Annotated in this window: 16 protein-coding genes; 14 read left to right on the forward strand and 2 right to left on the reverse strand. The window is 62.1% G+C overall.

The features are described from left to right. Positions 1 to 39: 39 nt before the first annotated feature. Positions 40 to 222 (forward strand): hypothetical protein, encoded by a 183-nt coding sequence (locus CK226_RS35360; RefSeq protein WP_143750386.1) that lies wholly within the window; start codon positions 40 to 42, stop codon positions 220 to 222. A gap of 27 nt (positions 223 to 249) precedes the next feature. Here the strand turns inward: CK226_RS35360 and CK226_RS24460 are convergent, their stop codons facing one another. Continuing rightward, entirely contained in the window at positions 250 to 1191 is a 942-nt protein-coding gene (locus CK226_RS24460; RefSeq protein WP_179301121.1) for a LysR substrate-binding domain-containing protein, read from the reverse strand. Positions 1192 to 1302: 111 nt separating this feature from the next. On the opposite strand from CK226_RS24460, the gene CK226_RS24465 reads away from it, so the two are divergent. The 9 genes from CK226_RS24465 (at position 1303) to CK226_RS24505 (ending at position 11920) form a co-directional block, all read left to right on the forward strand. Further along, positions 1303 to 2343: an aromatic ring-hydroxylating dioxygenase subunit alpha gene (locus CK226_RS24465; protein WP_095793303.1), complete on the forward strand. Its 1041-nt coding sequence runs from the start codon at positions 1303 to 1305 to the stop codon at positions 2341 to 2343. After that, the gene (locus tag CK226_RS24470; RefSeq protein ID WP_095793304.1) at positions 2340 to 3467 is read left to right on the forward strand and encodes a 2Fe-2S iron-sulfur cluster-binding protein; all 1128 of its coding nucleotides are present in this window, start codon (positions 2340 to 2342) and stop codon (positions 3465 to 3467) included. The genes CK226_RS24465 and CK226_RS24470 overlap by 4 nt, the downstream gene beginning before the upstream one ends. 47 nt (positions 3468 to 3514) lie before the next feature. Beyond that, complete coding sequence (hisC, locus tag CK226_RS24475; protein WP_095793305.1) at positions 3515 to 4636, forward strand: histidinol-phosphate transaminase; 1122 nt, start codon at positions 3515 to 3517, stop codon at positions 4634 to 4636. A 68-nt stretch (positions 4637 to 4704) separates the two neighbouring features. Then, positions 4705 to 6126, forward strand: coding sequence for an FAD-binding oxidoreductase (locus tag CK226_RS24480; RefSeq protein ID WP_245437827.1), 1422 nt, complete (start codon positions 4705 to 4707; stop codon positions 6124 to 6126). 55 nt (positions 6127 to 6181) lie between these two features. Beyond that, on the forward strand, positions 6182 to 8164 hold the full coding sequence (locus CK226_RS36040; protein WP_179301122.1) for a DUF2817 domain-containing protein: 1983 nt from the start codon (positions 6182 to 6184) through the stop codon (positions 8162 to 8164). A gap of 73 nt (positions 8165 to 8237) precedes the next feature. Further along, positions 8238 to 9035 (forward strand): transporter substrate-binding domain-containing protein, encoded by a 798-nt coding sequence (locus tag CK226_RS24490; protein WP_095793308.1) that lies wholly within the window; start codon positions 8238 to 8240, stop codon positions 9033 to 9035. Between the two features lie 77 nt (positions 9036 to 9112). Further along, positions 9113 to 9826 carry an ABC transporter permease subunit gene (locus tag CK226_RS24495; protein ID WP_095793309.1) on the forward strand — a complete coding sequence of 238 codons (714 nt, stop codon included), beginning with the start codon at positions 9113 to 9115 and terminating at the stop codon, positions 9824 to 9826. After that, the gene (locus CK226_RS24500) at positions 9823 to 10548 is read left to right on the forward strand and encodes an ABC transporter permease (protein ID WP_095793310.1); all 726 of its coding nucleotides are present in this window, start codon (positions 9823 to 9825) and stop codon (positions 10546 to 10548) included. Before CK226_RS24495 ends, CK226_RS24500 begins: the two co-directional genes overlap by 4 nt. A gap of 607 nt (positions 10549 to 11155) precedes the next feature. After that, positions 11156 to 11920: an SDR family NAD(P)-dependent oxidoreductase gene (locus CK226_RS24505; protein ID WP_245318383.1), complete on the forward strand. Its 765-nt coding sequence runs from the start codon at positions 11156 to 11158 to the stop codon at positions 11918 to 11920. A gap of 153 nt (positions 11921 to 12073) precedes the next feature. Here the strand turns inward: CK226_RS24505 and CK226_RS24510 are convergent, their stop codons facing one another. Continuing rightward, positions 12074 to 12958: a GntR family transcriptional regulator gene (locus CK226_RS24510; protein WP_095793311.1), complete on the reverse strand. Its 885-nt coding sequence runs from the start codon at positions 12956 to 12958 to the stop codon at positions 12074 to 12076. Between the two features lie 167 nt (positions 12959 to 13125). Here CK226_RS24510 and CK226_RS24515 point away from each other — a divergent pair, with 167 nt between their 5' ends. The 4 genes from CK226_RS24515 (at position 13126) to CK226_RS24530 (ending at position 17068) form a co-directional block, all read left to right on the forward strand. Next, on the forward strand, positions 13126 to 14178 hold the full coding sequence (locus CK226_RS24515) for an ABC transporter permease (RefSeq protein WP_245318382.1): 1053 nt from the start codon (positions 13126 to 13128) through the stop codon (positions 14176 to 14178). Further along, positions 14175 to 14960 carry an ATP-binding cassette domain-containing protein gene (locus CK226_RS24520; protein ID WP_095790404.1) on the forward strand — a complete coding sequence of 262 codons (786 nt, stop codon included), beginning with the start codon at positions 14175 to 14177 and terminating at the stop codon, positions 14958 to 14960. The genes CK226_RS24515 and CK226_RS24520 overlap by 4 nt, the downstream gene beginning before the upstream one ends. A gap of 95 nt (positions 14961 to 15055) precedes the next feature. Then, positions 15056 to 15970, forward strand: coding sequence for a sugar ABC transporter substrate-binding protein (locus CK226_RS24525; protein ID WP_095793312.1), 915 nt, complete (start codon positions 15056 to 15058; stop codon positions 15968 to 15970). A 72-nt stretch (positions 15971 to 16042) separates the two neighbouring features. Beyond that, positions 16043 to 17068: a zinc-binding alcohol dehydrogenase family protein gene (locus CK226_RS24530; protein ID WP_095793313.1), complete on the forward strand. Its 1026-nt coding sequence runs from the start codon at positions 16043 to 16045 to the stop codon at positions 17066 to 17068. Positions 17069 to 17112: the final 44 nt, after the last annotated feature.

Consider the following 17112-nt stretch of genomic DNA (forward strand, 5'->3'; position numbering starts at 1 on the left):
TCGTCCGTCAGAACTCGGGGAGGGCGAGCAGTTTTGCCCTTGTCGTGGATCATCGAGGTTGAATTGATGTGGCGAGAACGGACATGGCGGCGCGGCTTCAGGCTGCTGGCCGAGGTCGAGCGTCGGCTAAAACTCGATCGCGAAGGGCGGATGTGCGACGGGGCTTTTCCGACCACTTGGGTCTTTCAGACATTCAGTCAGCCGACCATCCGACCTTTGTGAGAACAGAACGGAATGTGCGTCCCGAGATCAGCGCTCGGCTAAACCTGCCAAGGTTGCGCCAAGCCGCTTGGAAATTGAAACAATCCAGGTTCGCAGCTCCGGCCCAAAAGGTTTCTCCAGCATCGCCCGGTCCCAGGCCAGGAAATAGGGCTCCGGCAGCCTGATACGCTTGTCGAACGGCGCCACAAGCCTTCCCGAGGCGATGTCGTCGGCGGCCATCGACAGTTGTGCCAGCACGAAGCCCCTACCGTTGGCCGCAGCATCGATCGCGGCGCTCGACAGGGAAAAGGCGACTTCACCTGATGTCTTGCGGTGCACCGCGCCGATGCTTGCCGCCCATTCCGCCCATGTAGGCGGCGAGCGATGGTCGCGCGCCCATTCGATACTGAGAAGTGGCAGATCGAGGATATCGGCGGGCTTACGGACCGGATGTTTCGCCAGCAGCGCGGGCGAGCAGGCCGGCACCACCCAGTCGGTGAACAACTCGGTGTAGTGCTCGAAATCACGATATTTGGTGCCGTAGGAAATGCGGAAGTCGACCTGTTCGGCACTCAGCCTTGGCTCTGTCTCGGCGCCGACCAGCCGCACGGTGGCGCCGGGATGGCCGATCTGCCAATCCAGAAGCTGCGGACCGATCCATTTGCTGGCGAGCGACGGCAGGCAGGAGATGGTCAAAGTGTCGGCGAAACGGGCCCGTTCGATGACATCCTGGGCCCCGCGTATCTTTTCGAAGCCGATGGAAACCGCCGCGTGGTAGACGCGGCCCAGCGCTGTAAGGGCGACGCTCCTGCCGCGACGTTCCAGAAGCCGTGCGTCCAAGGCATCCTCGGCCTTGCGAATCTGCTGGCTGACAGCGCCAACGGATACACCGAGCTCGTTTGCCGCGGCCGTCACGCTGCCACGCCTGCCAAACGCCTCAAAGGCCTGTATCGCACGCAGCGGGGGCGTCTTGTTCACTTGGGCAACCATCCTGGGGTCAGCTTGATTTAGTTTTTCTAAAATAGAACGCAGATGCAAGCCCTATGTCGTCCCCGGTCCGCAAGATAATCGTTTGGGCGTTCACAAGCCCGGGAGGACGCCATGTTTCTTCGAAACTGCTGGTACGTTGCCGCATGGGACCATGAGGTTGCCGACCGGCTGGTGCCAACGCGGGTTCTTGGCGAGGACATTGTCCTCTACCGCCGCACCGACGGCGTGGTGGCGGCGCTCGAAGACGCTTGTCCGCACCGCAAGCTGCCGCTGTCGATGGGCCGCATCAAGGGCGATACGGTCGAATGCGGCTACCACGGCCTGACCTTCGACAGCGCGGGAACTTGCACGCGGGTGCCGGGCGTCGAAAAGATACCGCATGTCGCCTGCGTTCGTTCCTATCCGATCGCCGAGCGCTACGGCTTGCTCTGGGTCTGGATGGGCGAAGCGTCAAAGGCCGACCCCGCGCTGATTTTCGCCGTCGACCATTGGGGCGATCCGGCATGGGGCGTCAATCGCGGCGAGTCCATGGCACTCGATTGCAACTATCTCTACATGACCGACAACCTGCTCGACCCCTCGCATGTGTCGTGGGTCCACCAGTCGTCCTTCGGCGGGGTCCAGGCCATGGAGGATGTACCGCTCGAAACCACCGTGGGCGCCGACGGCGTGACCGTATGGCGCTGGGTGGTCGATGCCGCGCCGGCGCCCTTCTATGCGCCTTTCCTCAAATTCTCCGGCAATTGCGACCGCAAGCAGCACTACGAGGTGCGCTACCCCTCCAACGCGATCATCAAGGCGATCTTCGTGCCCGCCCGCACCGGCGGCGAAGGCAAGCCGCTGCACGAGGACGTGTTCCTCATGGACAGCTACAATTTCATGACGCCGGTCGATGAGAACCAGACCAAATATTACTGGTTCCAGATGCGCAATTTCGCCCCGGACGATCTGGAGGTTTCGCGCCAGTTCGCCACCTCCGTGCGCGGCGCTTTCGATGAGGATCGCACCGTGCTCAATGCGGTGCACAAGGGCATGGCCAACAAGCGCACACCCAATCTCGATCTCAAGATCGATGTCGGGCCACTGCGCTTCCGCCGCAACCTGGCCAAGCTGATCGCCAGCGAGGGTCAGCAATTGGCGGCCGCCGAATGAACGCATTCACCGCTCGCGACACTATCGCAAGAAGCGGATTTCGCGACCTGAAGGTGGTCGCGAAGGTGCGCGAAAGCGCCATCATCACGTCGTTCCATATCGAGCCGGTCAATCCAGAGGACTGGCGCGACTTCGAGCCAGGGCAGTTCCTGGTGTTCAAGATACCTATGCCGCAGGGAGCCGGCGAAAAGGCATATGTGCTGCGCAACTACAGCGTCTCCTGTTCCCCGGCCGCTAAGGGTCGCTACCGGATCAGCGTGAAGCGTGAAGCAGCACCCGCGCCGGGTCTGCCCGACGGAGCAAGCTCGTGCTTCCTGCATGACCGGATCGACGTTGGCGATGTACTCCAGGCCGAAGGGCCACGCGGCGATTTCGTGCTCGACAAGGCCAGCAGCCGTCCGGTGGTGCTGCTCAGCGGCGGCGTTGGGCTGACGCCGATGGTATCGATGCTGCATGCGCTGGCTGCAATGCCGGATCGCCGTGCCGTCTTCATTCACGCCTGCGAGAACGGCGACGTGCATGCCTTGCGTGATGAAGTCGCGGGCCTTGTCGCAACACGGCCTGGCCTGCGCGCCCACTATTGTTACCGGTCTCCGTCAGAGCGCGACAGGGCCGACGGGCACTTCCACAGCGAAGGCATGATTTCAAAGGATGTGCTGCAGCGTCTGCTGCCGATCGACGACTATGATTTCTACCTTTGCGGCCCGCCGCCTTTCATGCAGGCGGTCTACGCCATGCTGCGCGGGCTTGGCGTGCCGAAGCCTCGCATCGCATACGAATTTTTCGGCCCGGCAACAGTGCTGGAGCCTAATGCCGCCCGAGCCCCTGCCGCGCTGGCGCAGCAGGCACGGATCGAGCCGGCGGGCGAGGTGGCCACTGTGGAGTTTCGAAAATCGGGACTGACGGCGGTCTGGGATGGCAAGGCGGCATCGCTGCTCGACTTTGCCGAGGACCAGGGCCTGGCGCCGGAATTCAGCTGCCGGTCCGGCATCTGTGGCACATGCAAGTCGCGGCTGATTTCGGGTGAAGTCGCCTATTTTGAAGAACCCCTGGACGAGTTGGGAGCAGGCGAAGTGCTGCTGTGCTGCTCCAGGCCGAGCGGATCAGTCGTCCTGGATATTTGACAAGATCTTGATGCCGCGTCTGGGCGCGGGGAAACGGAAGTCGGGATTTGGAACAGTCGGTCAAACCAGCGTCGAGCCTGCCGCTCAATCCGCATATCGCGGCCTTGCCACCTTACAATGCAGGCATGAACATCGCGATGGCACGGAAGCTGAGTGGCCGTCACGACATTGCCCGGCTGGCCAGCAACGAGAACCCGGATGGCTGCTCTCCAGCCGTCATGGCCGCATTGTCCTCCTCATCCTTCGAACCATGGCGCTATGCCGATCCGGCCTGCACGGCGTTGCGAGCAGCACTTGGCGAAAGACTTCGTGTCGATCCCGGGCTGATCGTTGCCGGCAACGGCTCCGAGGAGATGATCGCCGCCATCTCGCGCGCCGTCCTGGTGCCGGGCACCTCTGTCGTGACCACGGTGCCGAGCTTCGGCTTGCATGAGATAGAGCCCCTGGCGGCAGGGGCCGATGTCATCAAGGTGGCGATGACACCCGAAATGGGGTTCGACCTTGCCGCGCTTGAAACGGCGATCGCCGCCAGGCCGCGTCTCGTTTTCATATCCTCGCCCTGGAATCCGGTTGGGCCGGGGCTCGACCATTCCAGCCTGCAACGGCTGATCGGCGCGGTACGGCCAGGCACCCTTCTTGTCCTTGACGAAGCCTATTTCGAATTCGCCGATGCCGGCGCGCCGGACGGCATCGAGGTCCTGCGCGGCAGCGGCATCGACCATGTGGTGCTGCGGACGTTCTCGAAAGCCTATGGCCTGGCGGGGCTGCGCGTCGGCTATGCCGTCTGCTCCGGCCTCGAGCTGGCAAGAGTGATTGCCGCCGCCAAGACGCCATTCAACGTCAATGCGGCGGCGCAGACCGCGGCCATCGCTGCACTCGCCGACGAAAGCTGGATGAAGGCGTCGGCCGACCGCGTCAGGGCCGAGCGCGTGCGCACCGCCGCCGGGCTTGCCGGCCTTGGCCTGGGGGTCGCGCAGTCGCAGACAAACTTCCTTTTCTTTGATTGCAAAGGCGACAGTTCGAGCCTTGCCGCTGCCCTCCTGGAGCAGGGGATCATTGTCAAGGCGTGGCGCGAAGCCGGTTATGAGCACTATCTGCGCGCCACTATCGGGCTGCCGGCTGACAATGACCGACTGATCGCAGCGCTTCAGGGGTTGATGGCGCAATGAGCGGCCTCGTGTCTCCAAGGCAAACGATACGGGACGAACGGGCGGTCCCGCTTTTGGTTGTCGACGCGATGCGCGACGCCGTTGGCGCCGCGAACGTACGCACCAGTGACGCGGATTGCGGCGCCGGCATCGTCGTCACGCCTTCATCGGCCGCCGAAATCGCGGCGGTGGTGCGCATCTGCCGCCAGAACGAGGTTCCGGTGGTGCCGCAAGGCGGGAAGACCGGCCTGGTCGGCGGCGACGTTTCGTGGCCAGGCGAGATCGTTCTTTCCATGGCGCGCATGAACCGCATCGAGCGGCTCGATCCGCTTGAACGCGTGGCGGTGGTCGGTGCCGGCGTCACCCTCGAAGCCTTGCAGACGGCCGCGCGCGAACACCGGCTGGAGCCGGGCATCGACCTTGCCGCGCGCGGCTCGGCGACGATCGGCGGCATGGTGTCGACCAACGCCGGTAGGGTGATGGCCTTTCGCAACGGCGTCATGCGCCACCGCGTGCTTGGCCTCGAGGCCGTGCTGGCCGACGGATCGGTCTATTCCGACCTGACACGGGTGGTGAAGAATTCCGCCGGCTATGATCTGAAGCATCTCTTTATCGGCGCCGAGGGCACGCTCGGCATCGTCACCCGAGTGGCCGTCAAGCTCGATCCTTCACCGCGCGCCACAGCGACCGCGCTGTTCGGGCTGCCATCGGTCGAGGCGGCCCTGCGGACAACTCGGCTGGCGCTTGAATCGGATGCCGGGCATCTGCGCGCGGCCGAGGCGATGTGGACCTCGTATTTCAGCCTGGCCGCCGCCGCGCATGAATGGTCTGAACGCAGTGTGCCGCTCGATCAGCCGCTGTTCCTGCTGCTGTCGCTTGGCGGCGCGCGCGAAAGCGCGCTGCGCGAGGACTTCGAGCGGATCTATTTGGAGACGATGCAGCAGTATCCCGAAGCGACCGGCATCATCGCCGACTCGCGGCGGCAGGAAGACGACCTGTGGCGGCTGCGCGAGGACAGCAGCGTGCTCTACCGCGCTCATCCCCACGCGCCTTCCTTCGACGTGTCTGTCCCATTGTCGGAAATTCCGGCCTATCTCGACAGAATCCTGCCCGGGCTCGCCGCCGTCGAACCGGATCTTGCACCCTATGTCTTCGGACATCTCGCCGATGGGAACCTGCACATCATCCTCAACCGGAAGGGCCCGCTGGCGCCTGACGTGGCGATCGCTGTCGAGCGCGTCCTCTATCAACAGCTCGGGGAGATTGGCGGTTCCTTTTCCGCCGAGCACGGAGTTGGGTCAAAACGCATCCATTCCCTGCTGGCGACAGCTGACCCGACAAAGCTCGACGCGATGGAGCGCGTGAAACGAGCGCTGGACGAGCGGTCGATCATGAACCCCGACAAGGTGCTTCCCCGCGATGCCTGGTTCGTTCGGTCCTCAAGCCCATCCCCTTCCGGCAATGAGAACCGATTGCCCCCCAAGAACACGAGCGACCTCAACGATGAGTAGCCCCATGCCGCAACCGCAGGGAATGAACGGATTGACCGCAACCACCCGACGTCCCGTGGAATCAGCGACGCGCCATGATGAGCCGGCACTAGCCTATCCCGGCGACTTTGCCGCCTTGCGCCAGGGCTTTCGCGAAGCGGCGGAGCGGGCGGGCGCAGAACTGTCCGAGTATGTCCATCCGCTGAACGGACCGGATGGCGAGACCCTGGCGACAGATGTGGCGCTGCTGGGCCGACGCGATGCGCGCAAGCTGATCGTGGTCATCTCGGGCACGCATGGCGTCGAGGGGCCATTCGGCTCGGCCTGCCAGACCGCCTGGCTTGGCCAGAAAAACCTGCGGCGCTTGCCTGACGACATCGCGATCCTTGCCATCCATCTCATCAATCCCTGGGGCACGGCGTGGTTGCGGCGCGTCAACGAAGACAATGTCGACCTCAACCGTAACTTCATCGACTGGTCGGCGAGTGCTCCGGTCAACAACGGCTATGCCGGTCTCCACGACGCCGTGGCATACCGCGAGTGGGAAGGGCCGGATCGAATAGCGGCTGACGAGAAGCTCGCCGCGGCGCGCAAGAGGCTTGGGCACGCCGGGCTGGCGGCGATTATCGAGGCAGGCCAATATGAGTTCGCCGACGGGATGTTCTATGGCGGCGGCGGCCCTGTCTGGTCGAATCGGACGTTGAACGAAATCCTGAAGACCTTTGCCGCCAAGGCGCGGCAGGCCATCGTCTTCGACCTGCATACGGGAGCGGGGCCTTACGGTTATCCGGCACTGCTTTCGGTGGCGAGTTCCGAGCATGCCGGTCTTGCCTGGGGCAAATCCATCTTCGGGCCAGCGCTGACGACCGTGCTGACAGGCCCGGGCGCCAAGACAGGCACCGGCATCGCGGCGACGGCGACTGGCTATGTCTCGGACGCCGTGCGCAAGGCAATGCCGAACGCGCGCGTGCTGCCGCTTGTCGTCGAATGCGGCACCCTGGAGGGGCCTGCCGTCATGGAAGCGGTGCAGGCCGACAACTGGCTGCATCTGTTCGGCAAGCTCGATTCGCCGCTCGGCAAGCGGATCCGGGAGACGCTGCGCTCGGCCTTCATTCCGGATGATCCGGATTGGCAGCGCGCCTGCCTGTCCAGCAGTCTGCGCCATTTCGACCGCGCGCTGGCGGACCTGAAGGCTGTCGAGCTGGATCAGGACGAAGCCATCAAAGGCGAACCGTCGTCACCCACCGTTCGCGCTGAGGTTGCCGATCCGGCGCCCGCTGACGAAGCAAAGATCACGACGCCGGCCGTACAGATCGACGAGCTTCACAAGAGCTTCGGCTCGCTTCTGGTGTTGAAGGGCGTCAATCTTACCGCTCACGCCGGCGAAGTGATTTCCATGATCGGCTCGTCAGGCTCGGGCAAGAGTACATTCCTGCGCTGCATCAATCTTCTGGAACAGCCGGACGGCGGAAAGGTCTCCATCGACGGCGAGGTAATCAAGATGAAGCCGGTGTCGAACGGCCGTCTTGGTCCGGCCGACATGGCGCAGGTCGAGCGTATCCGCGCGCGCGTCGGCATGGTGTTTCAGAACTTCAATCTATGGCCGCACATGACGGTGGTGGAAAACATCGTCGAGGCGCCCCGGCACGTGCTGAAGGAGCCGCGCGAGAAGGCCATCGAACACGCGCACGCCTTGCTGAAGAAGGTCGGGCTCGCCGACAAGCATGCCCACTATCCCGGCCAGTTGTCCGGCGGCCAGCAGCAGCGGGCGGCGATCGCCCGCACGCTGGCGATGCGGCCCAAGGTCATCCTCTTCGACGAGCCGACTTCGGCGCTCGATCCCGAGCTGGTCGGCGAGGTGCTGCGGGTGATTCGCCAGCTGGCGGAGGAAGGCAACACCATGATCCTCGTGACGCATGAGATGCAGTTCGCGCGCGAGGTCTCCCACAAGGTTCTGTTTCTCCACCAGGGAAAGGTGGAGGAAGAGGGTGCGCCAGCGGAGCTGTTCGGCAGTCCGCGCTCCGAGCGTCTGCGCCAATTCCTGGCCCGGACACTTTGAGGAAGCCGCATCCTCGAAGCGTCCGGTTCGGACCGGACAACTGCAATGAAGACCAACAACAAGGGGAACTGACATGAAACTGAAAGTCTTGACGCTGCTTGCCTTTCTCACGGGAACCATGGGCAGCGCATTGGCGGCCGAAGGCGAGCTGTCCATCGGCACGGAAGGCGCCTACCCGCCATGGAGCATGTCCGACGCCAACGGCAATGTCACCGGCTTCGACGCCGATGTCGGCGCCTTGCTCTGCGCCAAGCTTGACGTGAAGTGCCATTTCGTCGTGCAGGCGTTCGACGGGTTGATCCCGGCACTGAAGGCCAAGCGCTTCGATGTCATCATCTCGGGCATGTCGATCACCGCCGACCGCAAGAAAGAGATCAATTTCAGCGCCGGCTATGCCGAACTGGCCAACATGTTCGTGGCGGCCAAGGGTTCGGATCTCGCCGCCATCACTGATGTCGACACGCTGTTGAAATCGCTGGACGGCAAGAAGGTGGGCGTGCAGGCCGGCACGACCCACGCACATTTCCTCGAGAAGCGCGCCCCGAATGCCGATCTCAAGACCTACGACACGCTCGACCAGATGCAGATCGACCTGGCGAGCGGTCGCATCGATACCGCTTTCGCTGATCAATCCGCCTTGCAGGACTTCCTGGACAAGCCCGATGGCAAGAATTTTCAGCTGATCGGCGTCGAGATCAAGAGCACCTTCGATCCGACGCTCGGCGAAGGCATTGGCGTCGGCATCGCGCAGGAAAACACCGAACTCAAAGCCAAGATCGACAAGGCGCTTTGCGAGTTGATCGCCGACGGCTCGGTCGGCAAGGCCAGCCAGAAATGGTTCAAGACCGACATCTCCCGGCCCTGCAAATAAACGCTGAAAAGCTCTCGCATGCGTCCGGGCTGCCGGGCGCATGCGTCTCATTCACGCGGCACATTTAGGGAACTCAGATGGAATTCGGTCTCTGGCAGGTTTGGGAAGCGGGTTGGGTCACCGCCATCCTGCGCGGCGCGTCGATAACGATCCTCGTCGGTCTCGTCAGCATGGCGGCCGGTCTGGTGATCGGCATCGTCTGCGGTCTCATCAAATGGGCCCGGATATTTCCGCTTTCACTGTTGGTCGATGCCTATACATCGCTGGTGCGTGGCGTGCCCGAATTGCTCATTATCTATCTCTTGTTCTTCAGTTCGGTTGAATTCGTGACCAAGGTCGTGACAGCGTTCGGCTATGCCGGTGTCGCGGAGAGCGGCTATGCGTTCGTCATCGCGGTCATCGCCATCGGCGCGATCTCCGGCGCCTATTCGACCGAGGTCGTGCGCGGGGGGCTCGGCGCGATCCCCGATGGGCATATCGAGGCCGCTCGCGCGCTGGGACTGTCGGGTTGGCGGATCTTTAGCCGCATCATCGCACCGCAGATGCTGCGCATCGCGGTTCCCGGCATCAACAATGTCTGGCAGACGACGATCAAGGATACGGCCCTGGTTTCCGTGGTCGGTCTTCAGGAGTTGATGCGCGTTTCCTTCATCGGCGCGAATTCCACGCGCCATCCATTTATTTTCTACCTGATCGCGGCGGTGGTTTATCTGCTCATCACCCTTGTAAGCCAGGCCGGCTTCGACGGGATCGAACGCCTGCTCAGGCTGCGGACGAGAAAAGCAGTATGATAGACCTCATCCAGCTTGCGGCTCCAGTTCTGCTGAAGGGCCTATGGGTCACGGCAGCGCTGACCTTCGTTTCGGTGCTGATCGGCTTCAATCTGGGCCTCGGTCTGGCACTGATGCGGCTGTCGTCGAACCGGCTGTTGTCAGGTTTCGCCAAATACTACAGCAATGTTTTTCGCGGGACTCCGCTGCTGGTGCAGATATTCCTGTTCTACTACGGGCTTGGCCAGCTTTCGCTGATCAAGGACAATGCGGCTTTGTGGTGGGTGATCAGCGACGGCGCACGCTGCGCCGTGCTGGCGCTTGCATTGAATACGGCCGCCTACACGTCAGAAATCCTGCGCGGCGGATTGATGTCGGTTCCGGTCGGTCTCGTCGAAGCAGCCCAGGCGTGCGGCATGTCGCGCATGCTGCGGTTCCGCCGCATCGAGTTCCCGCTCGCCATCCGCCAGGCGCTGCCGGCCTATGGCAACGAGCTGATCCTTGTCGTCAAAGGCACCAGCCTCGCCTCGACGATCACGGTGCTCGAAATCACCGGTTACGCCAAGCGGCTGATGAGCCAGACCTTCGCGATCTTCGAGATATTCGCCATTGCCGGGGTGCTCTACCTGGTGATCAACCTGCTGCTGATCGCGATTGTCCGCGTCCTTGAACGCTTTCTCATGCGGCACGAGACGTCTTCTCGTCGAAAATCGGTAGCGCTCACCCAGGTCGATCTACCGTGATTTCGTCACATCTTAAGATTGGCTGTTTGATCTGCCCGCTCTCTGCAACCCATCATCATCGATAAGCCCGGGACCGCGTCGGCCTTAGGGTTCGCGACCCGAAAGGTTGCCCCTATCTCATTCGTCCACCGTCCCCTGGAGAATGCAATCCTCGGCCAAGGGCGATCTCGGGCCCAAACTACCGCATTCTCTTTGGGCTGCTCCGAAAGCGGGCCGTCCGTGTCCGGCCACATTTCGGCCAATCACAAAGTGAGTCCTGGGCCACTCGGGCTAAATTGGTATGTCGAGCCAGTAATCAATCTCGTTCGTTGTTTTCGGGTTCGCCAGACCATACGAGATCGTACGAAGGATATGGGCTGGCTAACAATCCGCTAAACCATTGATTTTCCTTAGAAAGATCACACTCTTGCATAGTTCGGCCTGTGGTCTCATCCTAGTCGGATGAAGTCTGAGGAGAAAGCTTCCGGCAGCAGAGCGGACACCACTGAGCGACCGGTTTCGGCATTTCGAGAACGCAAAGTGGCGCGGAATGTTGCGAGCAAATCTTCGCAGCACGGCCGCCAAAGTGCGCGGTGAAGCAGCGGCCGCGCAACCAGGGGAGCCTGATTTGACCTTGCCTTCGTCTACCAACAAGCGTGCGCTGATCACAGGGGCGGGTGCTGCCGACGGCATCGGCTTTGCCATCGCGCGGCAGCTTGGCCTTGCCGGTCATGCCGTTTTCCTGAGCGGTGCCAGCGCGCGTGTACTCGATCGCGCCGCCGAGCTTTGCGCCGAAGACATCAATGCCAAAGCCGCGGTCGCCGATCTCACCATCGCAGTCGAAGTCGCGCGGCTGCGGGCGGATGTCGGCGCTGTCGACATCCTGGTCAACAATGCCGGCATGGGCTCGCTGGCATCGCCCTCGGCCGACAGGGCGTTTCTCGCCATGACGGAGGCCGACTGGGACCAAGGGATTGCCGTCAGCCTGAAGACGGCCTTCCTGGTCACCCGGGCGTTTTTGCCGGCGATGGTAAAGGCAGGCTATGGGCGTATCATCAATGTGGCGTCGGTCACCGGGCCATTGGTGGCTTTCGAAGGCACATCAGCCTATTCCGCCGCCAAAGCCGGCATGGTCGGCCTGACGCGCACGCTGGCGCTCGAAGTGGCAAAAAGCGGCATCACGGCCAATGCCGTGGCGCCCGGCTGGATCGAAACAGGTTCGTCGAGCGAGATGGAACGGCAAGCTGCCCTGCACACGCCACCGGCGCGGGCCGGGCGACCGGACGAGGTTGCCGCAGCGGTGATGTTCCTGGCATCGGAAGGCGCGAGCTACGTCAACGGCGCCCTGCTGGTGGTCGACGGCGGCAACAGCCTTCAGGAGCGCAAGGGCTGACTCCGAGACGACCGGTCGTTCACGATCGGGTCGGGTTTATGGAAAGCACTGGAAACGGCATCGCCAATGCATTCGCCGAGGCTGAAGCGACGGTCCACCAACTTCCTGACGGATGCATCGATTCCCCAGCGGAGCTTCCGCCATCCACAAAGTTCAGACCAGCGAGCGCATCAGCGTTGCCTTTGCCGAAGCGAGATGCGCCTGGCAGGCCCGTCTGATGCGCTCGGGATCGCGGCTTTCGAGTGCATCGATATAGGCCAGATGCTCCAGAATCGCAGCTTGGTTGCGCTGCAGTTCATCATGCTTGTTCCACTGATAGTGGTAGTGAAAAATGAAGCTGATGATGTCGTAGAAATCGTCGATGAAGCGGTTCGGAGAAGCCTCGTTTATGAGCCGATGAAAGCGGTTGTCGAGGCCGGAGAAGTCGTGATAGCGGCTTTCAATCCGCTTTAGCAATTCGGTATGTGCGACCTTGAGCGCGGCGAGCTTATCCCACAGCGGAGACGTGTTGGGTTGCCGTGAAAAGAGATGCGCCGAGCGCAGCTCGAACATCACCCGGATCTCGAACAGCTCAAGAGCGAAATCCTCCGTGAAGCCCTTGAAAAGCCAGCCGGTGTTCGGCCTTTTCTCGAGCAGCCCAAATCGGCTGAACCGGATCAGGAACTCACGAATACCGTTGGTCGCGACACCGAACTGCCGGGCAAGTTCGAGCTCGTTGATACTGGTGCCAGGCCTGGTGTCACCCCGCAGCATCCACTCCATGAACTGCTGTTCGACATGGTTGGCCCGCGACGTGGTTTCGGCGTCGGGATAGTAGTCGCTATCCTCGACCGCGCGGCCTGCCGTCCGGACGCCGCCGCGCTCCGCGACGAGTTCGCGGTGGGCAAGTTCTCCCAGAACCTTTCGAACGGTCGTACGGCTCACTCCCATCCGCCGTCTCAGCTCATTTTCGGAGGGGAGCTCCCCGCTTAATTGTCCATCCCGCAGCATGGTGGCGGCGCGGTTGAAGGCCTTTTTGTACACAGTGTCGGTTCGCATCGGTTCTTCCTCGGAGCAACACCTTGTCCTTTCTAGCATGAACTTTATCCATAAAAAACAACTTGACCAAGTGATGGTGGTTGTTTTTTATCGATAAGAAGAAGCTGAAATACAGCAAAAGTTTTGACGGCGAGGGCTCGAACGAGCTTTCGGCGGGGAGGAGAACTTTGCCTGAATCGGGAAACACCGGCACCACTGCCGGCGAGGCTGCATTGCCGGAGTCCGGGAAGCAGGAAGCCGTTCCAGGCCTTGCGCTTGGGCTGGCCCTGCTGAGTGCTGGTCCGGTCGTCATCCTGGTGCTGCTGATCGTCTTGCTTAGTTTTCTGTCACCCTATTTCCTGACAGGGCGCAACCTCAGCAACATCCTCGCCCAGACCGCCGTTATCTCGGTTGTCGCAATGGGGCAGCATCTGGTCATCCTGACACGCGGGATCGATCTTTCCGTAGGCTCGAACGTTGCACTGGCTTCCGTCGTCGGCGCGCTCAGCTTTCACGCCGGTGCTCCCGCAGTCGCAGTGATCGCGGTGATGGTTGGCTGCGGGGCGGCGGTCGGCGCCATCAACGGGCTTTTCTATGTCTTCGGCCGGTTGCCGCATCCTTTTATCATCACGCTGGCGACATTGAGCATCGCCAAGGGCCTGGCACTCCAATTGGCCGATGGGCGCGCCATTCCTGGAATGCCGGAGGCCATCGATGCGCTGGGCCGCGAGGCGGTCTGGGGTCTGCCGGGTTCGGTCTTCGTCGTTGCCGGCGTTGCCGCGGTCCTTTTCGTCATGGCCAAGACGATGGTCTGGGGGCGCTGGATCTATGCCGTCGGCGGCCGACCTGACGCTGCCGTGCGCATGGGCATTCCCGTGTCATGGGTGCTGGTTTCGGTTTATGTGATCTCAGGGCTGTGCGCCGGCATCGGCGCGGTCATCCTCGCCGGCCGTACCGACGCCGGTTCGCCCTTGTTCGGCAATCTGCTGGAACTGGACACGATCGCGGCGGTGATCATCGGCGGTGCCAGTTTTCTCGGCGGCCGCGGCCATCTTGGCCATGCCTTGATCGGTGCCATCATGATCGGCGTCATCCGCAACGCGCTGAATCTGCTTAACGTCAACGTCTTCTTCCAGCTCATCGTCATCGGCGTGGTCATTGTCATAGCGGTCGAGTCCGACGTGCTGCGCAACTACCTCGAAGGGCGTGTGCGCGTCATGCAGGCCGGGAGGCAGTCATGAGTGCCGTTGCGGCCAGCGTCGATCATACAGCCTCTGCCGACCGTCCTGTGCTGGCGGTGCGAGGCGCGACCAAGCGTTTCGGCTCGGTCATGGCGCTGGACGATGTCAGCATCGAGGTCCGGCGCGGCGAGATCCTCGGGCTTCTCGGCGACAATGGCGCCGGCAAGTCGACGTTGACCAAATGCATCAGCGGGGTGCACCAACTCGATGCCGGCGCGATCCTTCTGGACGGTGCGCCGACGCAGGTACGCTCCCCCGCGGATGCGCGCTTCGCCGGCATCGAGACCGTCTACCAGGACCTGGCGCTGTTCGACAATCTGACGCCTGGACAGAACTTCTTTGCCGGTCGCGAACTGGCCTGGCCGCCATGGCTTCCGCGCGGCCTGCGATTTCTTCAACAGCGCAAGATGGATGCCGAGACCCGCGTTCTGCTGGCAAACCTTAAGGTCACCTTGCCGCGGCTCGACGCCGTCGTTGCCATGATGTCGGGCGGCCAAAGGCAAGCCATCGCAGTGGCGCGGTCGACCGTTTTTGCCCGCAAGGTTGTGATCCTCGACGAGCCGACCGCAGCACTTGGCCTGCGCGAATCACGCCAGGTGCTCAACCTCGTTGCTGCCCTGCGTGACCAGGGCAACGCAGTCATCCTCATCACCCACAATATGGAGCATGTCGTCGAGCTTGCCGATCGCGCCGTGGTGCTTCGCCAGGGCCGCAAGGTTGGTGAACTTGTTCCGACCAAGGACAACAAGCAGGAGCTGGTTTCCATGATCGTTGGAGCCTGATCCGTTCGAGATTTGGGGGCCGTTCCGGTCCGCAAATGCCTGAAGCGACTTCCGCCGGAAGACGCCTCAAATTCCAAGGGAGGAATGGAATGCCAATGAACCGAAAACTGTTCGCTGGGCTGGCGATCGCCATTGCGTTTGCGATGCCCGCTTCTGCCGCCGACAAGATCAAGGTCGGCCTGATTACGAAGTTCCCGGTGCCGTTCTACTCGACCATGGAGGACGCCGCCAAGAAATACGCGGCCGCCCATCCCGAGATCGAACTGGTCACCGGCCAGGGCCAGGCAGCAACCGACATTGAGGGTCAGATCGCTCTGATCGAGTCCATGATCACGCAAGGCGTCAAGGGTCTGGCGATCACTCCGGTCGATCCGACCGTTGCTCCGGCGCTCGACAAGGCCGTCGCTGCAGGCATCAAGGTGGTTCTCGTCGACAACAGCATCCCAAACTGGAAGGGCCAGACCGCACTGGTCTCGACCAACAATCTCAACGGCGGCAAGATCGCCGGAGAGTACCTGAAGACCGTGCTCAAGAGCGGCGACAAGATCGGCATTCTGCAAGGCGTCCCAGGTGTGCCGGCGCTGGACGACCGGGTCACCGGGATGATGGAGGGCCTTGGCGACGTCAAGGTCGAGGTGGTTGGCAAGGGCGCAACCAATTGCACGCTCGAACTTGGAACGTCAGTGACCGAAGACATCCTGACCGCCAATCCCGACCTCAAGGCGATCTACTCGGCCTGCGGCCCGCCAATCCCGGGAGCCGTCAAATCGATCAGCAATGCGGGCATTGCCAACGACAAGATCATCCTGGTCGGCTTCGACGCCTGCTGCGGTGAGATCGAAGCCATCAAGTCGGGCGCGGAAGATGCCAGTGTTGCACAATTTCCGGCAAAGATGGGCGAGCTGGGCATCGACACTGTCGTCAAGGCAATCCGTGGGGAAGCTGTGGAGGCAAATGTGGATACCGGCGCCGGGCTCGTGACGCTGAAGAACGTCAAGGACTTCGAATAGGCACTCACACCTCGGCCCGGCGGCTACCCCAACCGCCGGGTTTTTTTTGGAACATTTCAGGAAGATGCCCGAATGAAAGCGCTCGTATGCCGAAAGCCCGGCGAATTGATCTTCGAACATCGCCCGGCGCCGGGGCGGCCGGAAGCCGGATGGGCATTGATCAACATCAGCCATGTCGGCATCTGTGGCACCGACTACCATATCTTTGAAGGCAAGCACCCCTACCTGGCCTATCCGCGGATCATGGGGCATGAACTCTCCGGCACTGTGAAGGCGGTTGGTCAAGGCGTCGCCATCGAGGCCGGAGAACGGGTCGTCGTAAATCCCTATTTCGCCTGCGGCAAATGCATTGCGTGCCGTCACGACAAGCCCAATTGCTGCGTGTCGATAGAAGTGTTGGGCGTTCATCGCGACGGTGGCATGTGTGAACAATTGTTGGTGCCTGCCGGCAACCTTTACCCGGCCGCAGGACTCTCAGCCGTTGACGCGGCAGCCGTGGAATTTCTGGCGATCGGCGCCCACGCGGTGAGGCGCTCCAAGCTTGCTGCTGGCGTCCGTACGCTGGTCATCGGCGCTGGGCCGATTGGATTGGGTACGGCATTGTTTGCCCGTCTTGCAGGCCAGGCGGTGACGATCATGGATATGAGCAGAGAGCGGCTCGACTTCGCCGAACGCCAACTCGGTTTTCCTGTCATCGACAATGCATCGGCCTCGCCTGTCGAGCTGGTGCGGGAGCGAACCGATGGTGACGGTTTTGACCTCGTCTTCGACGCGAGCGGCAGCAAGGCCTCGATCCAAGCCGCATTCAGCTACGTGGCCCATGGCGGCGCCATGATATTGGTCAGCGTCATCAAGGACGAGGTTAGCTTCTCCGATCCCGAATTCCACAAGCGCGAAATGATTCTGATCGGCAGTCGCAACGCGACGCACGCCGACTTCCAGCACGTCATCGCCTCGATCCACGCCGGAAAAATACCAATCGACCAACTCGTCACCCACCGCACCACCCTGCATGACAGCCCCCGCGATATCGCGATCTGGGCTCGGCAGAAATCCGGCCTGATCAAGGCCGTTATCGGCGTGGCGGAACTTGGCTGACTTCAGCAAACGCGGATTGTCGGACCCGCAGCAGACGGATCATA

It is taken from the genome of Mesorhizobium sp. WSM4311 (genome assembly GCF_002295115.1).
Classification (GTDB): domain Bacteria; phylum Pseudomonadota; class Alphaproteobacteria; order Rhizobiales; family Rhizobiaceae; genus Mesorhizobium.